Genomic DNA, 15,221 nt, shown 5'->3' with positions numbered 1-15,221 from the left:
ACCGCAGCGCGTAGCGACACGGGAGGGCGCGCATCCCCGTTATCGGGAGCCGCGACGGCGATGATGAGCCCATGGCGACCGAAATCATCTCCGTGACCTGGAAAGACCACCCCGACGAACACGACTATCCCGCCGCTGCGGACTACCTGGAATTGCTGGCCGAACCGGGGATCGTCGACACCGTCGTCGCGGGCCTGCGTGACGCCCCGATCGTGCACAAGAAGGCCAAGGACATCCTGCGGGCTGCCCGGCTGGAACTGGTCGGTGCCGAGAATCCGTATGTTCGACGCGATCTCATCAAGATCAACAACGGTAAGGCGCTCTCGCCGATCCTGCTGGTGCGCGGCGACTTCCGTGCCGGTGTACCGATGGTCATCGCGGACGGCTACCACCGGGTGTGTGCCGTCCACTGGGCCGACGAAAACATCGCGATACCCGCGAAAATCGCCGCCCTACCGTGACGTTCTCCACCCTGGCCCTTGTCGTCGCGCTCGGCCTGTGTGGACCGGTCCTCGCCCTGCGTCGGTCGTGGCACATTCCGGTGATCCTGGGCGAGTTGATCGCCGGAATCCTTGTCGGCAGCACGGGTTTCCGGGTCCTGCATGCTTCTGATCCGATCTTCACCTTCCTCGCGGACATGGGTTTCGCGGTGGTGATGTTCGTTGCGGGGACCCATGTCCCGGTGCGAGATCCGGCCGTCCGCTCGGCGCTCGGGGTGGGCGCCATTCGCGCCGGTGCGGTCGCGCTACTCGCCGCAGCAGCGGGGTTCGCTGTGGCCCGGTGGTTCGACACCGGGCACGGCGCGATCTATGCGGTACTCATGGCGTCCTCGTCGGCCGCGTTGGTACTGCCGATCATCGACTCGCTCGGCATACGGGGAAAGTCGGTGCTGGCATTGACAGCCCAGGTCGCCATCGCCGATACCGCGTGCGTGGTCGCGTTGCCACTTGTCATCGACCCGGCCGAGGCCGGTCGCGCGGCACTCGGCGCCATCGCGGTGGCCGTGGCCGCCACCCTTTTGTTCCTGGCTTTGCGGCAGCTCGAGCTCTCCGGTGCGCGTCGCCGGGTGCACCGCCTGTCCGAGGACCGCGCTTTGGCCCTCGAGCTGCGGGTGAGTCTCGCCGCGCTGTTCGCACTATGCGCGCTGGTGACCTGGACACACGTGTCGATCATGTTGGCGGGCTTCGCCGCCGGACTTGCGGTCGCCGGGATCGGGGAGCCACGCCGGGTCGCCCGCCAGCTCTTCGCCATCAATGACGGTTTTCTCGGTCCGCTGTTCTTCATCTGGCTCGGCGCCCGGCTCGATCTGCGCGAATTCGGCGAGCACCCGAAGCTCATCGGGCTCGGCCTGCTCCTCGGCGTCGGTGCGATTCTTGCGCATCTGGCGACCCGAGCAGTCGGACAGCCGCTGGCCTTCGGCGCGCTCGCCGCCGCACAAATCGGAGTACCGGTCGCTGCGGTAACCGTGGGCACCCAACTGCATGTTCTGGTGCCGGGAGAATCCTCGGCCCTGATGCTCGGGGCATTGTGCACGATCGCCGGGGCCGCATGGGCGGCAAGCCGGAGCGCGGGCACCACCCGGGCCGGCGGCTAGCGCGGCCGGATCAGCTGTCTTCGCGGCCGAGCAGCCGATCGGTCTCCCGGCGTTCACGTTTGGTCGGCCGACCCGAACCTCGGTCGCGGCGCGGCATCGTCGCGAGAATCTCGCGCGACGGCGGCGGTGGGCTGCGGTCGATCAGGCATTGCGCGGCAATCGGAGGTCCGACACGTTTGGTGACGATTCGCTCCACGATCACGATGCGCTCGATGCCACCGGCGCGGATTCGCACCTCGTCGCCGGGGCGTACGGGTTGGGCAGGTTTGGCCGCGGCGCCATTGACGCGGACGTGCCCTCCGCGGCAAGCCTCAGCCGCCGCAGTCCTTGTTTTGAACAGACGAACCGCCCACGTCCACGAGTCGACTCGCGCCTGTGTCGCGGTGTTCTGGTTGCCGGGTACGGCTGGTGCCACCCGTTAAACGATACGGCGCGCCGTCACAACCATGTCGGGGCGCAGCGGGGTGTAGGAGACCGGGTCGCCCGACTGGACCGCATTCAGCAGCTTGCCGTCGCCTGCGTACATACCGACGTGGCTACCGTTGTTGGTCACGACGATGTCACCGGGCTGCAGCTCGTTGAACGCCACCGGCGCACCGACGTGCGACTGCTCGAAGCTGGTGCGAGGCAGCTCGACTCCGGCCTGCCGGTAGGCCCACTGGACCAGACCCGAGCAGTCGAAGGTGTAAGGACCAGCGGCACCCCAGGAGTACTGGGCGCCGACCTTGGTCTTGGCCGCGTCGAACGCGATGTTCGCGGGGGTGGAATGGAACATCCCCTGCATGGGGGAACCGAAGTTGGGCAGCTGCATCTGCGGGGCGGCCATCGGGGCCTGCGGTGCCACCGGCATCGCGGTCAGCGCCTGCTGGATCTGCTGATTGAGCTGTTGAACCGGCTGCTCGAACTCCTGCGGGACCGGGACGTCGAAGTCACCGATGCCGGGGATGTTGATGGTGGCGGCCATCGCGGGGATCGCGGGCATCGCACCTGTCGATGCGGCCACCGCGCCCATGACGAGGGCACCCTTGACGGAATTCGGTAGCCGCGAATCCCGCTGCAAACTGTGTTTACCCACCGAGCTGAGTCTCCGATCTTGCTGCTCTCCCGCCGACCGGGTTAGCTGACGGGCTCGGACCGGGAGATCGGTCCTACCTCACCAACCGCAATGGCTTGTGAGGATTCACCCCAGACGAAACCTGTGGGTCCCCGGCACGACAGTCGAGAGCTGGTGGGCCGCGACAGTCGATTAGGCGGTGACTCCCTGGCGCCGTTTCTCTTACGAAGCGACAGACTCCATGAAGTCACGAAGAGATTACGATGCGGGCGCGGTGTTGTCCAGCGCACAGCGCAACACGTTCCGTGGGCTCGGCAAATTGCCTGCACGAGCGGCCGCAGGAGCAACACGCCCGGGTGATCACGACACGATATCGGCGGATTCGATCCCGTTATCCAATCGACAGCCACACCGGGATCCGGTAGTGCGCGATCAGAATTCGGACGACTGCCCAGAATCGTCGTCGGAACATTCGGCCAGCGCACGCTCGAGCCGACCGATGCGGCGCTGCGCGTCGGCGAGGTCGACCTCGAGCTGACCGAGCGCCATGACCAGCGGCCCGACCGCAAGATCGGCGACGAGCTGGGGATCGTCGTAACCGCGCCCGATCGCGACCAGGATGTTGGAGCGAATGCGTCCGGCCACCGTTGCACCGGCGGGCACGTTCCAGGACTCGACCACCTCGGCGGTAGTGGTGGGAGTGGATTCCTCGGACATACCCCTCCGTTCCTGCGCTGGACCGTTGAGTGAACGGCCACCAGCGTAGAGATTTCCGTGGCGTTAGCAATAACGCAATGACAACAAGGCAATTCGCGCCACTAGCAATATCTAGGACGCGCCGTAGACATCCGCAGATTTAGCGGAGATGACGCGCTACGGTGTTCGGGCATGGACCCCGTGCGGAATCCGTATGCTCCAGGAGCCGGACAGCGCCCACCAGAACTGGCCGGACGCGATAAACAACTCACCGCCTTCGACATCGTGCTGGAACGTGTCGCCCGCGGCAGACCGGAGCGCAGCGTGATGCTCACCGGACTGCGCGGCGTCGGAAAGACCGTGCTGCTCAATCAACTTCGCTCCACTGCCATCTCGCGCGGGTGGGGCACCGGCAAGATCGAGGCGCGACCGGATCAGGAACTGCGCCGACCGCTGTCCTCGGCACTGCACATGGCGATCCGTGCGGTAGCCATGACGCACCGGAATCCGGAGCGGGTCGACGACTTCCTCGGCATCCTCAAGGCTTTCGCACTGCGCTCCACCGCTGACAAAGGCATGCGGGAGCGCTGGCAGCCGGGCATCGACGTGCCCGCGGTGACCGGTCGCGCCGACTCCGGCGACATCGAGATCGACCTCATCGAACTACTCAAAGAGGCGGCGGCGCTGGCAGGCGATATCGGCGTCGGCATCGCGATCTTCATCGATGAGATGCAAGACCTCGGCGCGGCGGACATCTCCGCCATCTGCGGCGCATGCCACGAATTGAGCCAGGACGCAGCGCCGCTCATCGTCGTCGGCGCCGGCCTCCCCCATCTGCCCGCGGTGCTGTCCGCATCGAAAAGCTACTCTGAGCGACTGTTCAGCTATCATCGCATCGACCGGCTCGATCGGGAGTCTGCCGATCAGGCGCTCATTGCACCGGCCGAACGCGAGGCCGTGAAGTTCACCGACGAAGCACTGGATGCGCTGTACCAAAAGGCAGACGGTTATCCATATTTCGTGCAGGCTTACGGCAAGGCCGCATGGGATCAAGCTCCGGAGAGCCCGATCGGCATCGAGGATGTCGAAGTGGCAGCACCGACCGCCGAGGAAGAATTGGCCGTCGGGTTCTTCGGATCTCGCTATGAACGCGCAACACCGGCGGAGCGCGAGTACATGCGCGCCATGGCAGACCTGGCGGGGGACGACGGCCCGGTGGCGACCGCAGCTGTCGCCACCGAACTCGGCCGCAAACCCGCCTCGCTGTCCCCCGCCCGCGACGGGCTGATCAAGAAAGGGCTGATCTATTCGGCCGAGCGCGGCACCATCGGGTTTACGGTGCCGCATTTCGGCCGCTATCTGCGCAGCGTCTGATTGCCACCCATTTGCCTCCCCGACAAGGTCATGAGCGATCTGTAGAAATCTCTTTCCCGACAGACCTACCGGCGAGTAACTAAAGTTCCTACACTCGAATGTGATCCTGATCACGTCCGAGGAGGACATCATGGCGACCACCGCGAAAGTCGACGCGACCGAAGAACAGGCCCGGGCACTCGTCGAGGAATCCCGCGAAACCAGCTGGGTCAAACCGTCGTTCGCAAAGGAGATGTTTCTCGGACGGTTCCGGCTGGATCTGATCCACCCCTACCCGCAACCCAGCGCCGAGGACACCGCACGGACCGAGGCCTTCCTGGCCCGGCTGCGGCCGTTCTGCGAAACGATCGACGGCGCGGTGATCGAAGCGGAGTCCCGGATCCCGGACGAGTACGTGAAGGGCCTTGCCGAACTCGGCTGCTTCGGCCTGAAGATCTCGGAAGAGTACGGCGGCCAGGGCCTTTCCCAGGTCGGATACAACCGGGCGCTGATGCTGGTCGGCTCGGCGCACCCCGCGCTCGGCGTGCTGCTGTCGGCGCATCAGTCCATCGGGGTGCCCGAGCCGCTGAAGCTTGCGGGCACCGCCGAACAGAAGGCCGAGTTCCTGCCCCGCTGCGCCGCGGGCGCGGTCAGCGCCTTCCTGCTCACCGAACCCGACGTCGGCTCCGACCCCGCTCGGATGGCCAGCAGCGCGACACCGACCGAAGACGGCGAGGCCTACGAGCTCAACGGCGTCAAGCTGTGGACGACCAATGGCGTCGTCGCCGAACTGCTGGTGGTGATGGCGCGGGTGCCCAAGAGCGAGGGGCACCGAGGTGGCATCTCGGCGTTCATCGTCGAGGCCGATTCGCCGGGAATCACAGTGGAGCGGCGCAATTCGTTCATGGGCCTGCACGGCATCGAGAACGGCGTGACCAGGATGCACAACGTCCGCGTCCCCAAGCGCAACCTCGTCGGCCGCGAAGGCGACGGCCTGAAGATCGCGCTCACCACGCTCAACGCCGGTCGCCTCGCCATTCCGGCGCTGTGTACCGCGGCATCGAAGTGGTCGCTGAAGATCGCGCGGGAGTGGAGCACGCAGCGGGTCCAGTGGGGTAGGCCGGTCGGCGAACACGCGGCTGTCGGCGAGAAGATCTCCTTCATCGCGGCCACCACTTACGCACTGGAAGCAGCACTCGACCTTTCCGCGACGATGTGCGACGAGGGCCGCAACGACATCCGGATCGAGGCCGCGCTCGCCAAACTCTGGGCCAGCGAAATGAGCTGCCGGATCGCCGACGAGCTCGTGCAGATTCGCGGCGGCCGCGGCTATGAGACGGCGGCTTCGCTGCAGGCGCGCGGCGAACGCGCGGTGAGCGCCGAGCAATTGGTCCGCGATCTACGGATCAATCGCATCTTCGAAGGCTCCAGCGAAATCATGCGGCTGCTGATCGCCAGGGAGATGGCCGACGCGCACATGTCCGCCGCAGGCGCTCTCGTCGATCGCAATGCCGAGTTCAAGGCCAAGGCCAGGGCCGCTGTCGGCGCGACCGGCTTCTACGCCAAGTGGTTCCCGCAGCTCGCGGTAGGCGCTGGCACCGTGCCCGCGACCTATGGCGAGTTCGGTGCGTTGGCCGGGCACCTGCGGTTCGTCGAGCGCAACGCGCGCAAGCAAGCCAGATCGTTGATGTACGCGATGGGCCGCTGGCAGGCAGGCCTGGAGTATCGGCAGAACTTCCTCGGCCGGATCGTCGATATCGGCGCCGAGCTGTTCGCGATGTCGGCGGCCTGTGTGCGGGCTCAGGCGCAGCGGGCCGCGGGCGCGCAGGAGGCCGCCGCCGCCGCGGAACTCGCCGATACGTTCTGCAGACAGTCGCGGGTGCGGGTGCGCGCGCTCTTCGATGCGCTGTGGGACAACACCGACGATGAAGACCGCACCCTCACCAGGGGCGTCCTCGACGGTCGCTACCGCTGGCTGGAGGAGGGCGTGTTGGATCCGAGCGAGGGCACCGGACCGTGGATCGCCGAATGGCAGGTCGGTCCGTCGACCGAGGCGAACCTACTGCGTCCGTTCCTGCCCTCCACCAGGGCCCGCCTGTAGTCGTCGTCGACGCCGATCGGCCGCACCAGCGGCGCGACGGGGGCTCCGGCCACTGCCGCCACGCACGGTGCGGCCGATCGGCCTGTCTTCATAGGTAGCGGAAAGCCGCTGGATACACGCAGGCTCCGAAGACAGGCGCGTGAGTGACCGTTGAACAACAAAATCTAGTGGACTCTAGTGAATGTGGTCGATATGCCGATAGTCGGCGGCCAACGTGGTTGATCATAGGTCTCTACCTAAATCTAGCGTTTGACCTACTGCTTCGTAGATTCTCTGATCGAGGTCGGCCGCGTCGACCGCGTTGTCGATCACCGGCGTCGGTTCTGCATCGTGTACATAACGGTGGGTATGGGCGGCTAACACCACGGAAATGACTACCGACAACCAGGCAAGACGCTCCGCTCGAGGTGACCAGATAGTCACAGGAGAACCCTCATGACCCCGACCATCGCCCGCTTCGCCGCCGACCATGACGGCCACCGGATTACGGTGTCGGCCGACGACGGCGTCCCGATCGCGGTTCGCACCTTCGGCGCCGACGACGCTCCGCTCACCGTGGTTTTCGTGCACGGGCATTGCCTGCGCACCGAATCCTGGTCGTTCCTGCGCGATCATCTCTTGTGCCAGTGGGGATCGAGCACCCGGATGGTTTTCTACGATCACCGCGGCCACGGCGAATCGGGCGTGGCCGATCCGTCCAGCTACACCATCGACCAGCTGGCGCACGACCTCGACGCCGTGCTGCGGGTGGTGGTACCGACCGGCCCGGTCATCCTGGTCGGCCATTCGATGGGCGCCATGGTCACCCTCGCCTACTCCCGCCTGTTTCCCGCGGCGATCGGCACCCGCGTCCTCGGCGTCGGCCTGATCGCGGGCGCCGCCAACGGCATCACCGAGGTGGGCCTCGGCCGCTTCCTGCATCGGCGCGCGGTGAATTCGCTGCAGGTAGCGGTGCTGCGCGCACCTCGGGTCATGCAGGCATCCAAGCGGCTGAGTCGGCGGATCTTCGAGCCGATCCTGCGCGAGGCGACCTTCGGCACCAGAAAGGTGAATCCTCGGGTGGTCGCGGTCGCGACGGCGATGCTGAACGAGACCCCCCTGCTGACGATGTCGAGCTTCCTCGCCTCGCTGATCACCTTCGACGAGACCGCGACGCTGCACCGGCTCGGCACCATCCCGGCCCTCGTACTCGCCGGTTCCGCGGACATCGTGGTGCCGTTCGCACATTCGGTGGTGCTCGCATCGCAACTGGCCGGTTCCGAGCTGGTCCGGCTGGAGGGCGCGGGCCACAGCGTGATCCTCGAGCGCGCGGAGGAAGTGGCGCTGTCCATCGCGGGGCTGGTCGAACGGGTTTTCGCCGACATGCACGGGCACGGGCCGGAGTACGCGGCCGTCAGCTGAGCGCGGGCCATCCATCAACTCCGGCAACATTCGAGCGAACCGCCGGATCACATATCGACGAGCCAAAACACGATTCCTCACGTACTGTGTTGGAGATCACGTTGTGTGGTGAGTCACACAACTTGGTGCAGGACGTTCCGCGGCAGGCCATGGACACAACCGCTACGCACCGAGTTCGTATGTCCGCCAAGGAACACAGGAGGTAACGATGACACGCAGCGATATCGCGGAACTCCGCTACGCGGTCGGCCAGCTCCGGCAATCTATCGGCGCACTTCGCTCCCACTACGGCGACGCGAACACCGTGCGACGACTGGAGAACGACCTCGAGCGACTCGTCATCGACGCCGATGAGCTCGAACAGTCGCCGCCGCCGGAGGTCACCCGCCGACCCCAGGACACCATCTACGTCCCCGACAGCAAGTCCGACGAGGCGGCCTGGATGGGCGCGCAGGACGAAGGCCTGGGCTTCCACTCCCGCCCGCGCACGAAGTAGCAGCTGCCCGGTCACCGCCTGGAGCACCTGCACCGGGCGGTGTTCATGCGTGTCTCAGGCCGGATGTCTGCCGAATCGCCGGGGTCGAGCCGTGAAAGCGGGCCCCGAGCGGTGCGGTCGCGACCGGGGTCGTCGCCGATTCGAACAGGGCCGCGACGACCGTGGTCGCGGCCGAGCGCGATCGCTTCGAGCCCGTAGCGCCCCTTCGGTGCGCACCAATTCATGCGGCATCGTGGTCGTGATGTGCAGGCCGGTGGCGCCAACCGGGTGGCCGAGAGCAATCGCCGAGGCATGGACGTCGAGGCGGTCACGGGGTCGAAATCCCACTCCTCGGCCAGCGCGAGCACTTCCACAGCAAAGCCCTCGTCGACCTCCACCAGATCGACAGCGCCGAGGGTGAAACCGGTGCGGCCGAGCACCTTGGCGACGCCGGGGCAGCGCCGAGAGTCGCGGTGTCGGAATCACATCCGGCCGCGGCCCAATTCACGAGATAGGCCGGGAGGGACAAGCCGAGTTCGTCGGGCCGATCCTCGGCAACCACCAGGTAGGCGGCGGCCGCGTGCCAATGCGCGCTCATATTTCCGGTGGTCACGACGCCCTCGGCGAGCAACGGGTGCAGCGCGGCGAGGGTGCGCGCCGAGACATCGGCTCGCACACCCTCGCCCCCGCACTATCTGATGCCACGATGCGATGCCGGTGCTGGAATCGGACCGGTCGTGCCCCTGCGGCACCATGCCGACCGCAATCACCTCAGCGGCGAAGTGACCCCTGCCGCCACGCACGAGCGGCTTTGCGATGGCTCGCCGCGGGGAACTATCGGCTTCGGCCCTCTGATTCCGTAGTGGCGGGCCAGGTCTTCGGCATTCGCCAGATCACCGGACCGGGTCGCCGTGGCCGGTCACCGTGTCCGCAGCACACTCCACAGCACCCGCGACCACCACCTCGGCAACACCGGCTGCGCCATCATCGCCGCGGAGGTCTCTGCCTACAGGCCGCTGCCACCGCTGCGATCGGGGGGGAACCCCCGGCACGGCGAAAGGCCGCCCAGCACCGAGGCCGCCAGCCTGCGCAGCTCCGGCGCGCTGGTTACGCCACCATCGACGCGGGCTATCGCGACATCCTCGATGGGCATCGGGTCGATACCCGATCGATCGATGACCACCGAGAGGACGGTCGAGGCAAGCCATTCCGGCGGCATACCCGATAGCGCTCCCCCTCGACTCCACTCGGAGTGCGGACCGGCGCCACGATCGCAGCTCTTCTCATGCTGATGACTCCCTCCCCCGGCCTGCCTGTCCGGTGCGGCACACGCATCAGCCCATGTCAGCGGGTAATTCTCGAGAGAAAAGGTCACCACAATTTTATTGCCGCCGTGTGCCGATCGAACCCCCGATTATTCGACCTCGAGTCTTCTTTGTTCCGCGCCCGCTCGAATTACGTTCTGTTTAAGCCGAGTTCGATGCGTTTGCGGTCCGTTCACTCCTCGCGCGCCGCCCACCCCGCGTCCGTGGATGTGGCGCAAATCACGGGCGTCGCAGCGGGTCTGTCTTGCCGGGACCACGCTCGAGCAATAGCGAAAGTGTCGTATGGTGCTCAGCATCACATTCGATTGCGGAGGTATCGATGACCACCCGCACAGCAGATCAGCGAGGCATCCACCTGTGAGTGCCGCACCGACCGCCGGCCCGGAAACGGGCACAGGCGTCTTCAGTAAGACCCGGGCTCGAATCTCGGAGCGCACGCTACGCACCGATCGATGGTGGGTGCCGCCGCTCGTCACCGTGCTCGGCCTGGGCGCCTTCGTGCTCTATGCGACGATCAGATCGTATGTGCGAACGGCCTATTGGGTTCCGGACTACCACTACCTGACGCCGTTCTATTCACCGTGTCTGAGCACCTCGTGCGCGACAGGTTCGAGCCATTTCGGGACACCGTTCGGCGAGCTGCCGGTGATCCTGCCGCTCGGGTTCGTGGTGCTGCCGTTCCTGCTCGGCTTCCGACTCACCTGCTACTACTACCGCAAGGCCTACTACCGCGCGGTGTGGTTCTCCCCGCCTGCCTGCGCCGTCGCCGAGCCGCACGCCAAGTACACCGGCGAGACCAGGCTGCCGCTGATCATCCAGAACGCGCATCGCTACTTCTTCTATGTAGCCATTGTGGTTTCGCTGATCAACACCTACGACGCGATCACCGCATTCCACGGCAAAACCGGCGGTTTCGGATTCGGTCTCGGCAATATCGTGCTGTTGGTCAATGTGATCCTGCTGTGGGCGTACACGCTCTCGTGCCACTCGTGCAGGCACATTGCCGGCGGCCGACTCAAGCATTTTTCCGCACATCCGGTGCGGTACTGGTTCTGGACCCAGGTCTCGAAGCTGAACACCCGCCATATGGCGCTGGCCTGGACAACTCTCGGCACCCTGGTGTTGACCGACTTCTACGTGATGTTGGTTGCCAGCGAGACGATTTCGGACCTGCGGTTCATCAACTGAAGGAGTATTCGCGGCCATGCCAGAAGTGGAACGGCACAAGTACGACGTCGTCGTTATCGGTGCCGGTGGCGCCGGACTGCGCGCGGTAATCGAAGCAAGGGAACGCGGCCTTTCCGTTGCGGTGGTGTGCAAGTCGTTGTTCGGCAAAGCACACACCGTGATGGCCGAGGGCGGCTGTGCCGCTTCGATGGGCAATGCCAACGAAAAAGACAACTGGCAAACGCATTTCAAGGACACCATGCGCGGTGGCAAGTTCCTCAACAACTGGCGCATGGCCGAACTGCACGCCCAGGAAGCACCCGACCGGGTGTGGGAACTGGAAACCTACGGGGCACTGTTCGATCGCACCGCGGACGGCCGAATCAGCCAGCGCAACTTCGGTGGCCACACCTACCCGAGGCTCGCGCACGTCGGTGACCGCACCGGCCTCGAGATCATCCGCACCATGCAGCAGAAGATCGTCTCGCTGCAGCAGGAGGATTTCGCGGAAGGCGGCGACTACGAGTCACGCATCAAGGTCTTTCACGAATGCACCATCACCGAGCTGCTCAAGGACGGCGATCGGATCGCGGGCGCGTTCGGCTACTGGCGCGAATCGGGCCGGTTCGTGCTGTTCGAGGCGCCCGCCGTGGTGCTCGCCACCGGCGGCATCGGCAAATCCTACAAAGTGACCTCCAATTCCTGGGAGTACACCGGGGACGGGCATGCGCTCGCGCTTCGAGCAGGCGCGACGCTGATCAATATGGAATTCCTGCAGTTCCACCCGACCGGCATGGTCTGGCCGCCGAGCGTAAAGGGCATCCTGGTCACCGAGGGTGTGCGCGGCGACGGTGGCGTGTTGAAGAACTCCGAGGGCGAGCGGTTCATGTTCGACTACATCCCGCCGGTCTTCAAAGGGCAGTATGCCGAGACCGAGGAGGAGGCCGATCAGTGGCTGCGCGACAACGATTCCGCGCGCCGCACACCAGATCTGCTGCCCCGTGACGAAGTAGCTCGGGCCATCAACTCGGAGGTGAAGGCGGGGCGCGGCACCGAACACGGTGGCGTGTACCTGGACATCGCCTCCCGGCTGCCCGCCGACGAGATCCGGCGCCGGCTGCCCTCGATGCATCATCAGTTCAAAGAGCTTGCCGACGTGGATATTACGAAGGAGCCGATGGAAGTCGGTCCGACCTGTCACTACGTCATGGGCGGCATCGAAGTCGATCCCGACACCGGCGCGGCGACCGTGCCGGGGCTGTTCGCGGCGGGCGAGTGTTCGGGCGGCATGCACGGCTCGAACCGGCTCGGCGGCAATTCGCTGTCGGATCTGCTCGTCTTCGGCAGGCGCGCGGGCATGGGCGCGTCGGACTACGTCGAGCAACTGACCGAGCGGCCGGCCGTCGCGGACACCGACCTGGCATCGGCGGCGAAAGCGGCTGTGGCCCCGTTCGATCCGGCATCGTCGGGCACCGGAGAGAATCCTTACACCCTGCACACCGATCTGCAGCAGGCGATGAACGACCTGGTCGGCATCATCCGCAAGGAACACGAGCTGGAGCAGGCCATCGAGCGGCTCGCCGAACTGCGCAAACGCTTCGCGGGCGTGGTGGTGGAAGGGCACCGGCAGTTCAATCCCGGCTGGCATCTCGCGCTCGACCTGCGCAACATGCTCCTGGTCAGCGATTGCGTCGCACAGGCGGCGTTGCTGCGCACCGAAAGTCGCGGTGGGCACACGCGCGACGATCACCCGGCGATGGATGCCGACTGGCGCAATAAACTGCTGGTCTGTTCGATCGACCCCCTGGACGCGGACGAGGCCGTCCCGCCGGTGCGCGTCACGCCGGAGCAACAGGAGCCGATGCGCGCGGACCTGCTCGAGCTTTTCGATCTGGCCGAGCTCGAAAAGTACTACAACTCCGACGATCTCGTCGCTCATCCGGCCGGTGCGACCACTGCTGCGAAAGGTGGTGCGTAGCAATGAGTTACGACGCCAATTTCCGCGTATGGCGCGGCGACAACGACGGCGGTGAGCTGCAGGATTTCACCGTACAGGTGAACGAGGGCGAGGTGGTGCTCGACATCATCCACCGGCTGCAGGCCACCCAGGCGCCCGATCTCGCGGTGCGCTGGAACTGCAAGGCGGGCAAGTGCGGTTCGTGCTCCGCCGAGGTCAACGGGCGACCGCGGCTGCTGTGCATGACGCGGATGTCGACGTTCCAGCCGGAGGAACTCATCACCGTCACCCCGATGCGCACCTTCCCGGTGATCAGGGACCTGGTGACCGACGTGGCCTTCAACTACCAGAAGGCCAGAGAGATACCGTCGTTCACGCCGCCCGACGATCTGAAGCCCGGTGACTACCGGATGAAACAGGTCGATGTCGAGCGCTCGCAGGAGTTCCGCAAGTGCATCGAATGCTTCCTGTGCCAGGACACCTGCCACGTCGTGCGCGACCACGAGGACAACAAGGCCGCCTTCGCGGGGCCGCGCTTCCTGATGCGGATCGCCGAACTGGAGATGCACCCGCTCGACGTCGCCGATCGCCGTGACCTCGCGCAGGAAGAACAGGGTCTCGGACTCTGCAATATCACCAAGTGCTGCACCGAAGTCTGCCCGGAACACATCAAGATCACCGACAATGCGCTGATCCCGATGAAGGAACGCGTGGCCGACACCAAGTACGACCCACTGGTCTGGTTGGGCAACAAGCTCTTCCGACGCTGAGCGCGAGGTGCCCACCGGCCGGGTCGACCCGGCCGGTGGGCACCCTTACAACATTGCCACTACCCCGACAGCGACGACCCACACCAGCACACCGACGAACAACGCCGACAAGAACGAACTGGTGAGGACGAACACCCCTACCGCTGACACCGCGAATAGCAGCGCAACGATCAGCCATTCCACCCAATCGCCCGGCCGCAATTTCTTGTACCGGGGGTGGGAATTCTTGAGCCCACGGTCCACAAATTCTTGTCTACCCGGTATTTAGCCCGGGCAAACACAATTTTGTTGCCGAATCTCCGCCGTTTCGTGATCAAAACCCTCCACCCCTCAGGTCACACATCCTGCGTCAGGCGTAGCCGGCCGCCCCCTCGGCAGGAGGGTGCCTTCCGAGCGAAGCGAGACTGAGCACTAAATGAGTAATTCCCAGGGGTGATCATGGCGTGGGTGCAGCGGTGCTCGAGAACGTCAAGAACGGCCTGCGTCAGTCAGGCCGCGCTCAGGGTCTGTCGCCAAACTGGGGTTTGCGTGGTTCCCGCGAGTCCCGGACGTGAGCCAACGTGCGTTCGCCGTCGCTCACCCGTCAGGCGAAGCGCACCGTGAGCCTCTTGTCCACCGGGTTCAACTCATCGCGCTGGGCGGCTTCGATCAGCACGGAGGCGATCGCTTCGAACGCTTCGACGCCCATCTGTTCTCTGCTGACCCCGGAGTTCTCCCAGACGATCTCGACCGGACGTTCGACGTCGGTGGTCAGGCGGTCCCACAGGGCGTTCAGGTTGTGCCCGTAGTAAGCGCCGAAAGCGAGGGGGTCCCACAGAGCGTTGTGCAGATCCGCGTGGGTCCAGATCTGTGTCCCGTCGATGGTGACGCGCATGGTGGTGTTGCTTCCAGTTCGACAGTCGGTTGGAGTGGAGGTAGCGGTCCGAAATAGGTTGGGCGGCAAGGTGTCGCGGCAAGAGGATTGAGCGAGGGTGTTCAAGATCGTGTGGTGACGAACGACATCAACACCCTCGCAACAGCACGCTATGTCAAGATCGACGACCTGTTGCAGGCCGCTCCCGACCTGGCACCGTGGCGTCCGGAGATCGGATTCACGCCTCGACTCAGCGACGCGGAGTTGGTGACGTTGTCGGTGATGCAGGCCCTGCTCGGGTTCACCTCCGAGGCCCGATGATTACGGCACGCTCATGAGCACCTCACGCATCTGTTCCAGTACCTGCCCGAACAATCCGGCTACAACAAGCGGCTGCGGGATGCGGCCGCAGAATCAGTCATCCAGAGTTGCCGGCCACCCACCTCCACACCAGCCCCACTACACCACCAAGGTC

The 15,221-nt window shown here is 65.3% G+C and carries 18 protein-coding genes and 1 riboswitch; of the genes, 10 read left to right on the top strand and 8 right to left on the bottom strand.

All coding sequences use genetic code 11. The annotated features are described in order from the left end of the window. Positions 1 to 83: 83 nt before the first annotated feature. Together AB0M74_RS24080 and AB0M74_RS24075 are read left to right on the top strand one after the other, a co-directional pair. Positions 84 to 461, top strand: a complete 378-nt coding sequence (locus AB0M74_RS24080; RefSeq protein WP_366528580.1) for a hypothetical protein — start codon at positions 84 to 86, stop codon at positions 459 to 461. Next, on the top strand, positions 458 to 1,594 hold the full coding sequence (locus AB0M74_RS24075; protein ID WP_366528526.1) for a cation:proton antiporter: 1,137 nt from the start codon (positions 458 to 460) through the stop codon (positions 1,592 to 1,594). Before AB0M74_RS24080 ends, AB0M74_RS24075 begins: the two co-directional genes overlap by 4 nt. 10 nt (positions 1,595 to 1,604) lie before the next feature. Here AB0M74_RS24075 and AB0M74_RS24070 read toward each other — a convergent pair whose 3' ends face one another. From AB0M74_RS24070 to AB0M74_RS24060, 3 genes are all read right to left on the bottom strand, one after another. After that, positions 1,605 to 2,009 carry an RNA-binding S4 domain-containing protein gene (locus AB0M74_RS24070; RefSeq protein WP_366528525.1) on the bottom strand — a complete coding sequence of 135 codons (405 nt, stop codon included), beginning with the start codon at positions 2,007 to 2,009 and terminating at the stop codon, positions 1,605 to 1,607. Positions 2,010 to 2,012: 3 nt separating this feature from the next. Continuing rightward, entirely contained in the window at positions 2,013 to 2,669 is a 657-nt protein-coding gene (locus tag AB0M74_RS24065) for an NlpC/P60 family protein (RefSeq protein WP_366528524.1), read from the bottom strand. Between the two features lie 15 nt (positions 2,670 to 2,684). After that, a riboswitch (cyclic di-AMP (ydaO/yuaA leader) is annotated at positions 2,685 to 2,857 on the bottom strand. 223 nt (positions 2,858 to 3,080) lie between these two features. Next, positions 3,081 to 3,365 carry a hypothetical protein gene (locus AB0M74_RS24060; RefSeq protein ID WP_366528523.1) on the bottom strand — a complete coding sequence of 95 codons (285 nt, stop codon included), beginning with the start codon at positions 3,363 to 3,365 and terminating at the stop codon, positions 3,081 to 3,083. Between the two features lie 171 nt (positions 3,366 to 3,536). Here AB0M74_RS24060 and AB0M74_RS24055 point away from each other — a divergent pair, with 171 nt between their 5' ends. From AB0M74_RS24055 to AB0M74_RS24040, 4 genes are all read left to right on the top strand, one after another. Continuing rightward, on the top strand, positions 3,537 to 4,718 hold the full coding sequence (locus tag AB0M74_RS24055; RefSeq protein ID WP_366528522.1) for an ATP-binding protein: 1,182 nt from the start codon (positions 3,537 to 3,539) through the stop codon (positions 4,716 to 4,718). 130 nt (positions 4,719 to 4,848) lie between these two features. Then, entirely contained in the window at positions 4,849 to 6,798 is a 1,950-nt protein-coding gene (locus tag AB0M74_RS24050) for an acyl-CoA dehydrogenase family protein (protein ID WP_366528521.1), read from the top strand. Between the two features lie 435 nt (positions 6,799 to 7,233). Continuing rightward, the gene (locus AB0M74_RS24045; RefSeq protein WP_366528520.1) at positions 7,234 to 8,199 is read left to right on the top strand and encodes an alpha/beta hydrolase; all 966 of its coding nucleotides are present in this window, start codon (positions 7,234 to 7,236) and stop codon (positions 8,197 to 8,199) included. A 208-nt stretch (positions 8,200 to 8,407) separates the two neighbouring features. After that, a complete protein-coding gene (locus tag AB0M74_RS24040) occupies positions 8,408 to 8,695 on the top strand; it encodes a hypothetical protein (RefSeq protein ID WP_366528519.1) in 288 nt (95 codons plus the stop codon). 54 nt (positions 8,696 to 8,749) lie between these two features. Here AB0M74_RS24040 and AB0M74_RS24035 read toward each other — a convergent pair whose 3' ends face one another. From AB0M74_RS24035 to AB0M74_RS24025, 3 genes are all read right to left on the bottom strand, one after another. Next, complete coding sequence (locus AB0M74_RS24035) at positions 8,750 to 9,022, bottom strand: hypothetical protein (RefSeq protein ID WP_366528518.1); 273 nt, start codon at positions 9,020 to 9,022, stop codon at positions 8,750 to 8,752. Then, on the bottom strand, positions 9,003 to 9,350 hold the full coding sequence (locus AB0M74_RS24030; RefSeq protein WP_366528517.1) for a hypothetical protein: 348 nt from the start codon (positions 9,348 to 9,350) through the stop codon (positions 9,003 to 9,005). Before AB0M74_RS24030 ends, AB0M74_RS24035 begins: the two co-directional genes overlap by 20 nt. A 330-nt stretch (positions 9,351 to 9,680) precedes the next feature. Further along, entirely contained in the window at positions 9,681 to 9,893 is a 213-nt protein-coding gene (locus AB0M74_RS24025; RefSeq protein WP_366528516.1) for a hypothetical protein, read from the bottom strand. Between the two features lie 463 nt (positions 9,894 to 10,356). Between AB0M74_RS24025 and AB0M74_RS24020 the strand changes: the two genes are divergently transcribed. The 3 genes from AB0M74_RS24020 to AB0M74_RS24010 are packed head-to-tail and all read left to right on the top strand — an operon-like array spanning position 10,357 to position 13,893. Beyond that, positions 10,357 to 11,187, top strand: a complete 831-nt coding sequence (locus tag AB0M74_RS24020) for a hypothetical protein (RefSeq protein WP_366528515.1) — start codon at positions 10,357 to 10,359, stop codon at positions 11,185 to 11,187. Positions 11,188 to 11,203: 16 nt separating this feature from the next. Then, entirely contained in the window at positions 11,204 to 13,144 is a 1,941-nt protein-coding gene (locus AB0M74_RS24015; RefSeq protein WP_366528514.1) for a fumarate reductase/succinate dehydrogenase flavoprotein subunit, read from the top strand. 2 nt (positions 13,145 to 13,146) lie between these two features. Continuing rightward, positions 13,147 to 13,893 (top strand): succinate dehydrogenase/fumarate reductase iron-sulfur subunit, encoded by a 747-nt coding sequence (locus AB0M74_RS24010; RefSeq protein ID WP_366528513.1) that lies wholly within the window; start codon positions 13,147 to 13,149, stop codon positions 13,891 to 13,893. A gap of 45 nt (positions 13,894 to 13,938) precedes the next feature. Here the strand turns inward: AB0M74_RS24010 and AB0M74_RS24005 are convergent, their stop codons facing one another. Both AB0M74_RS24005 and AB0M74_RS24000 read right to left on the bottom strand, forming a co-directional pair. After that, positions 13,939 to 14,136, bottom strand: coding sequence for a hypothetical protein (locus tag AB0M74_RS24005; protein ID WP_328407623.1), 198 nt, complete (start codon positions 14,134 to 14,136; stop codon positions 13,939 to 13,941). A 340-nt stretch (positions 14,137 to 14,476) separates the two neighbouring features. Further along, entirely contained in the window at positions 14,477 to 14,767 is a 291-nt protein-coding gene (locus AB0M74_RS24000; protein WP_366528512.1) for a barstar family protein, read from the bottom strand. 114 nt (positions 14,768 to 14,881) lie between these two features. Here AB0M74_RS24000 and AB0M74_RS23995 point away from each other — a divergent pair, with 114 nt between their 5' ends. Beyond that, positions 14,882 to 15,067, top strand: a complete 186-nt coding sequence (locus tag AB0M74_RS23995) for a hypothetical protein (protein WP_366528511.1) — start codon at positions 14,882 to 14,884, stop codon at positions 15,065 to 15,067. The last annotated feature ends 154 nt before the right edge of the window (positions 15,068 to 15,221 follow it).

Origin of the sequence: Nocardia sp. NPDC051463 (genome assembly GCF_040681975.1) — a bacterium.
In the GTDB taxonomy this organism is placed as follows: Bacteria; Actinomycetota; Actinomycetes; order Mycobacteriales; family Mycobacteriaceae; genus Nocardia.
This window is presented reverse-complemented; position numbering and strand designations above follow the sequence as displayed.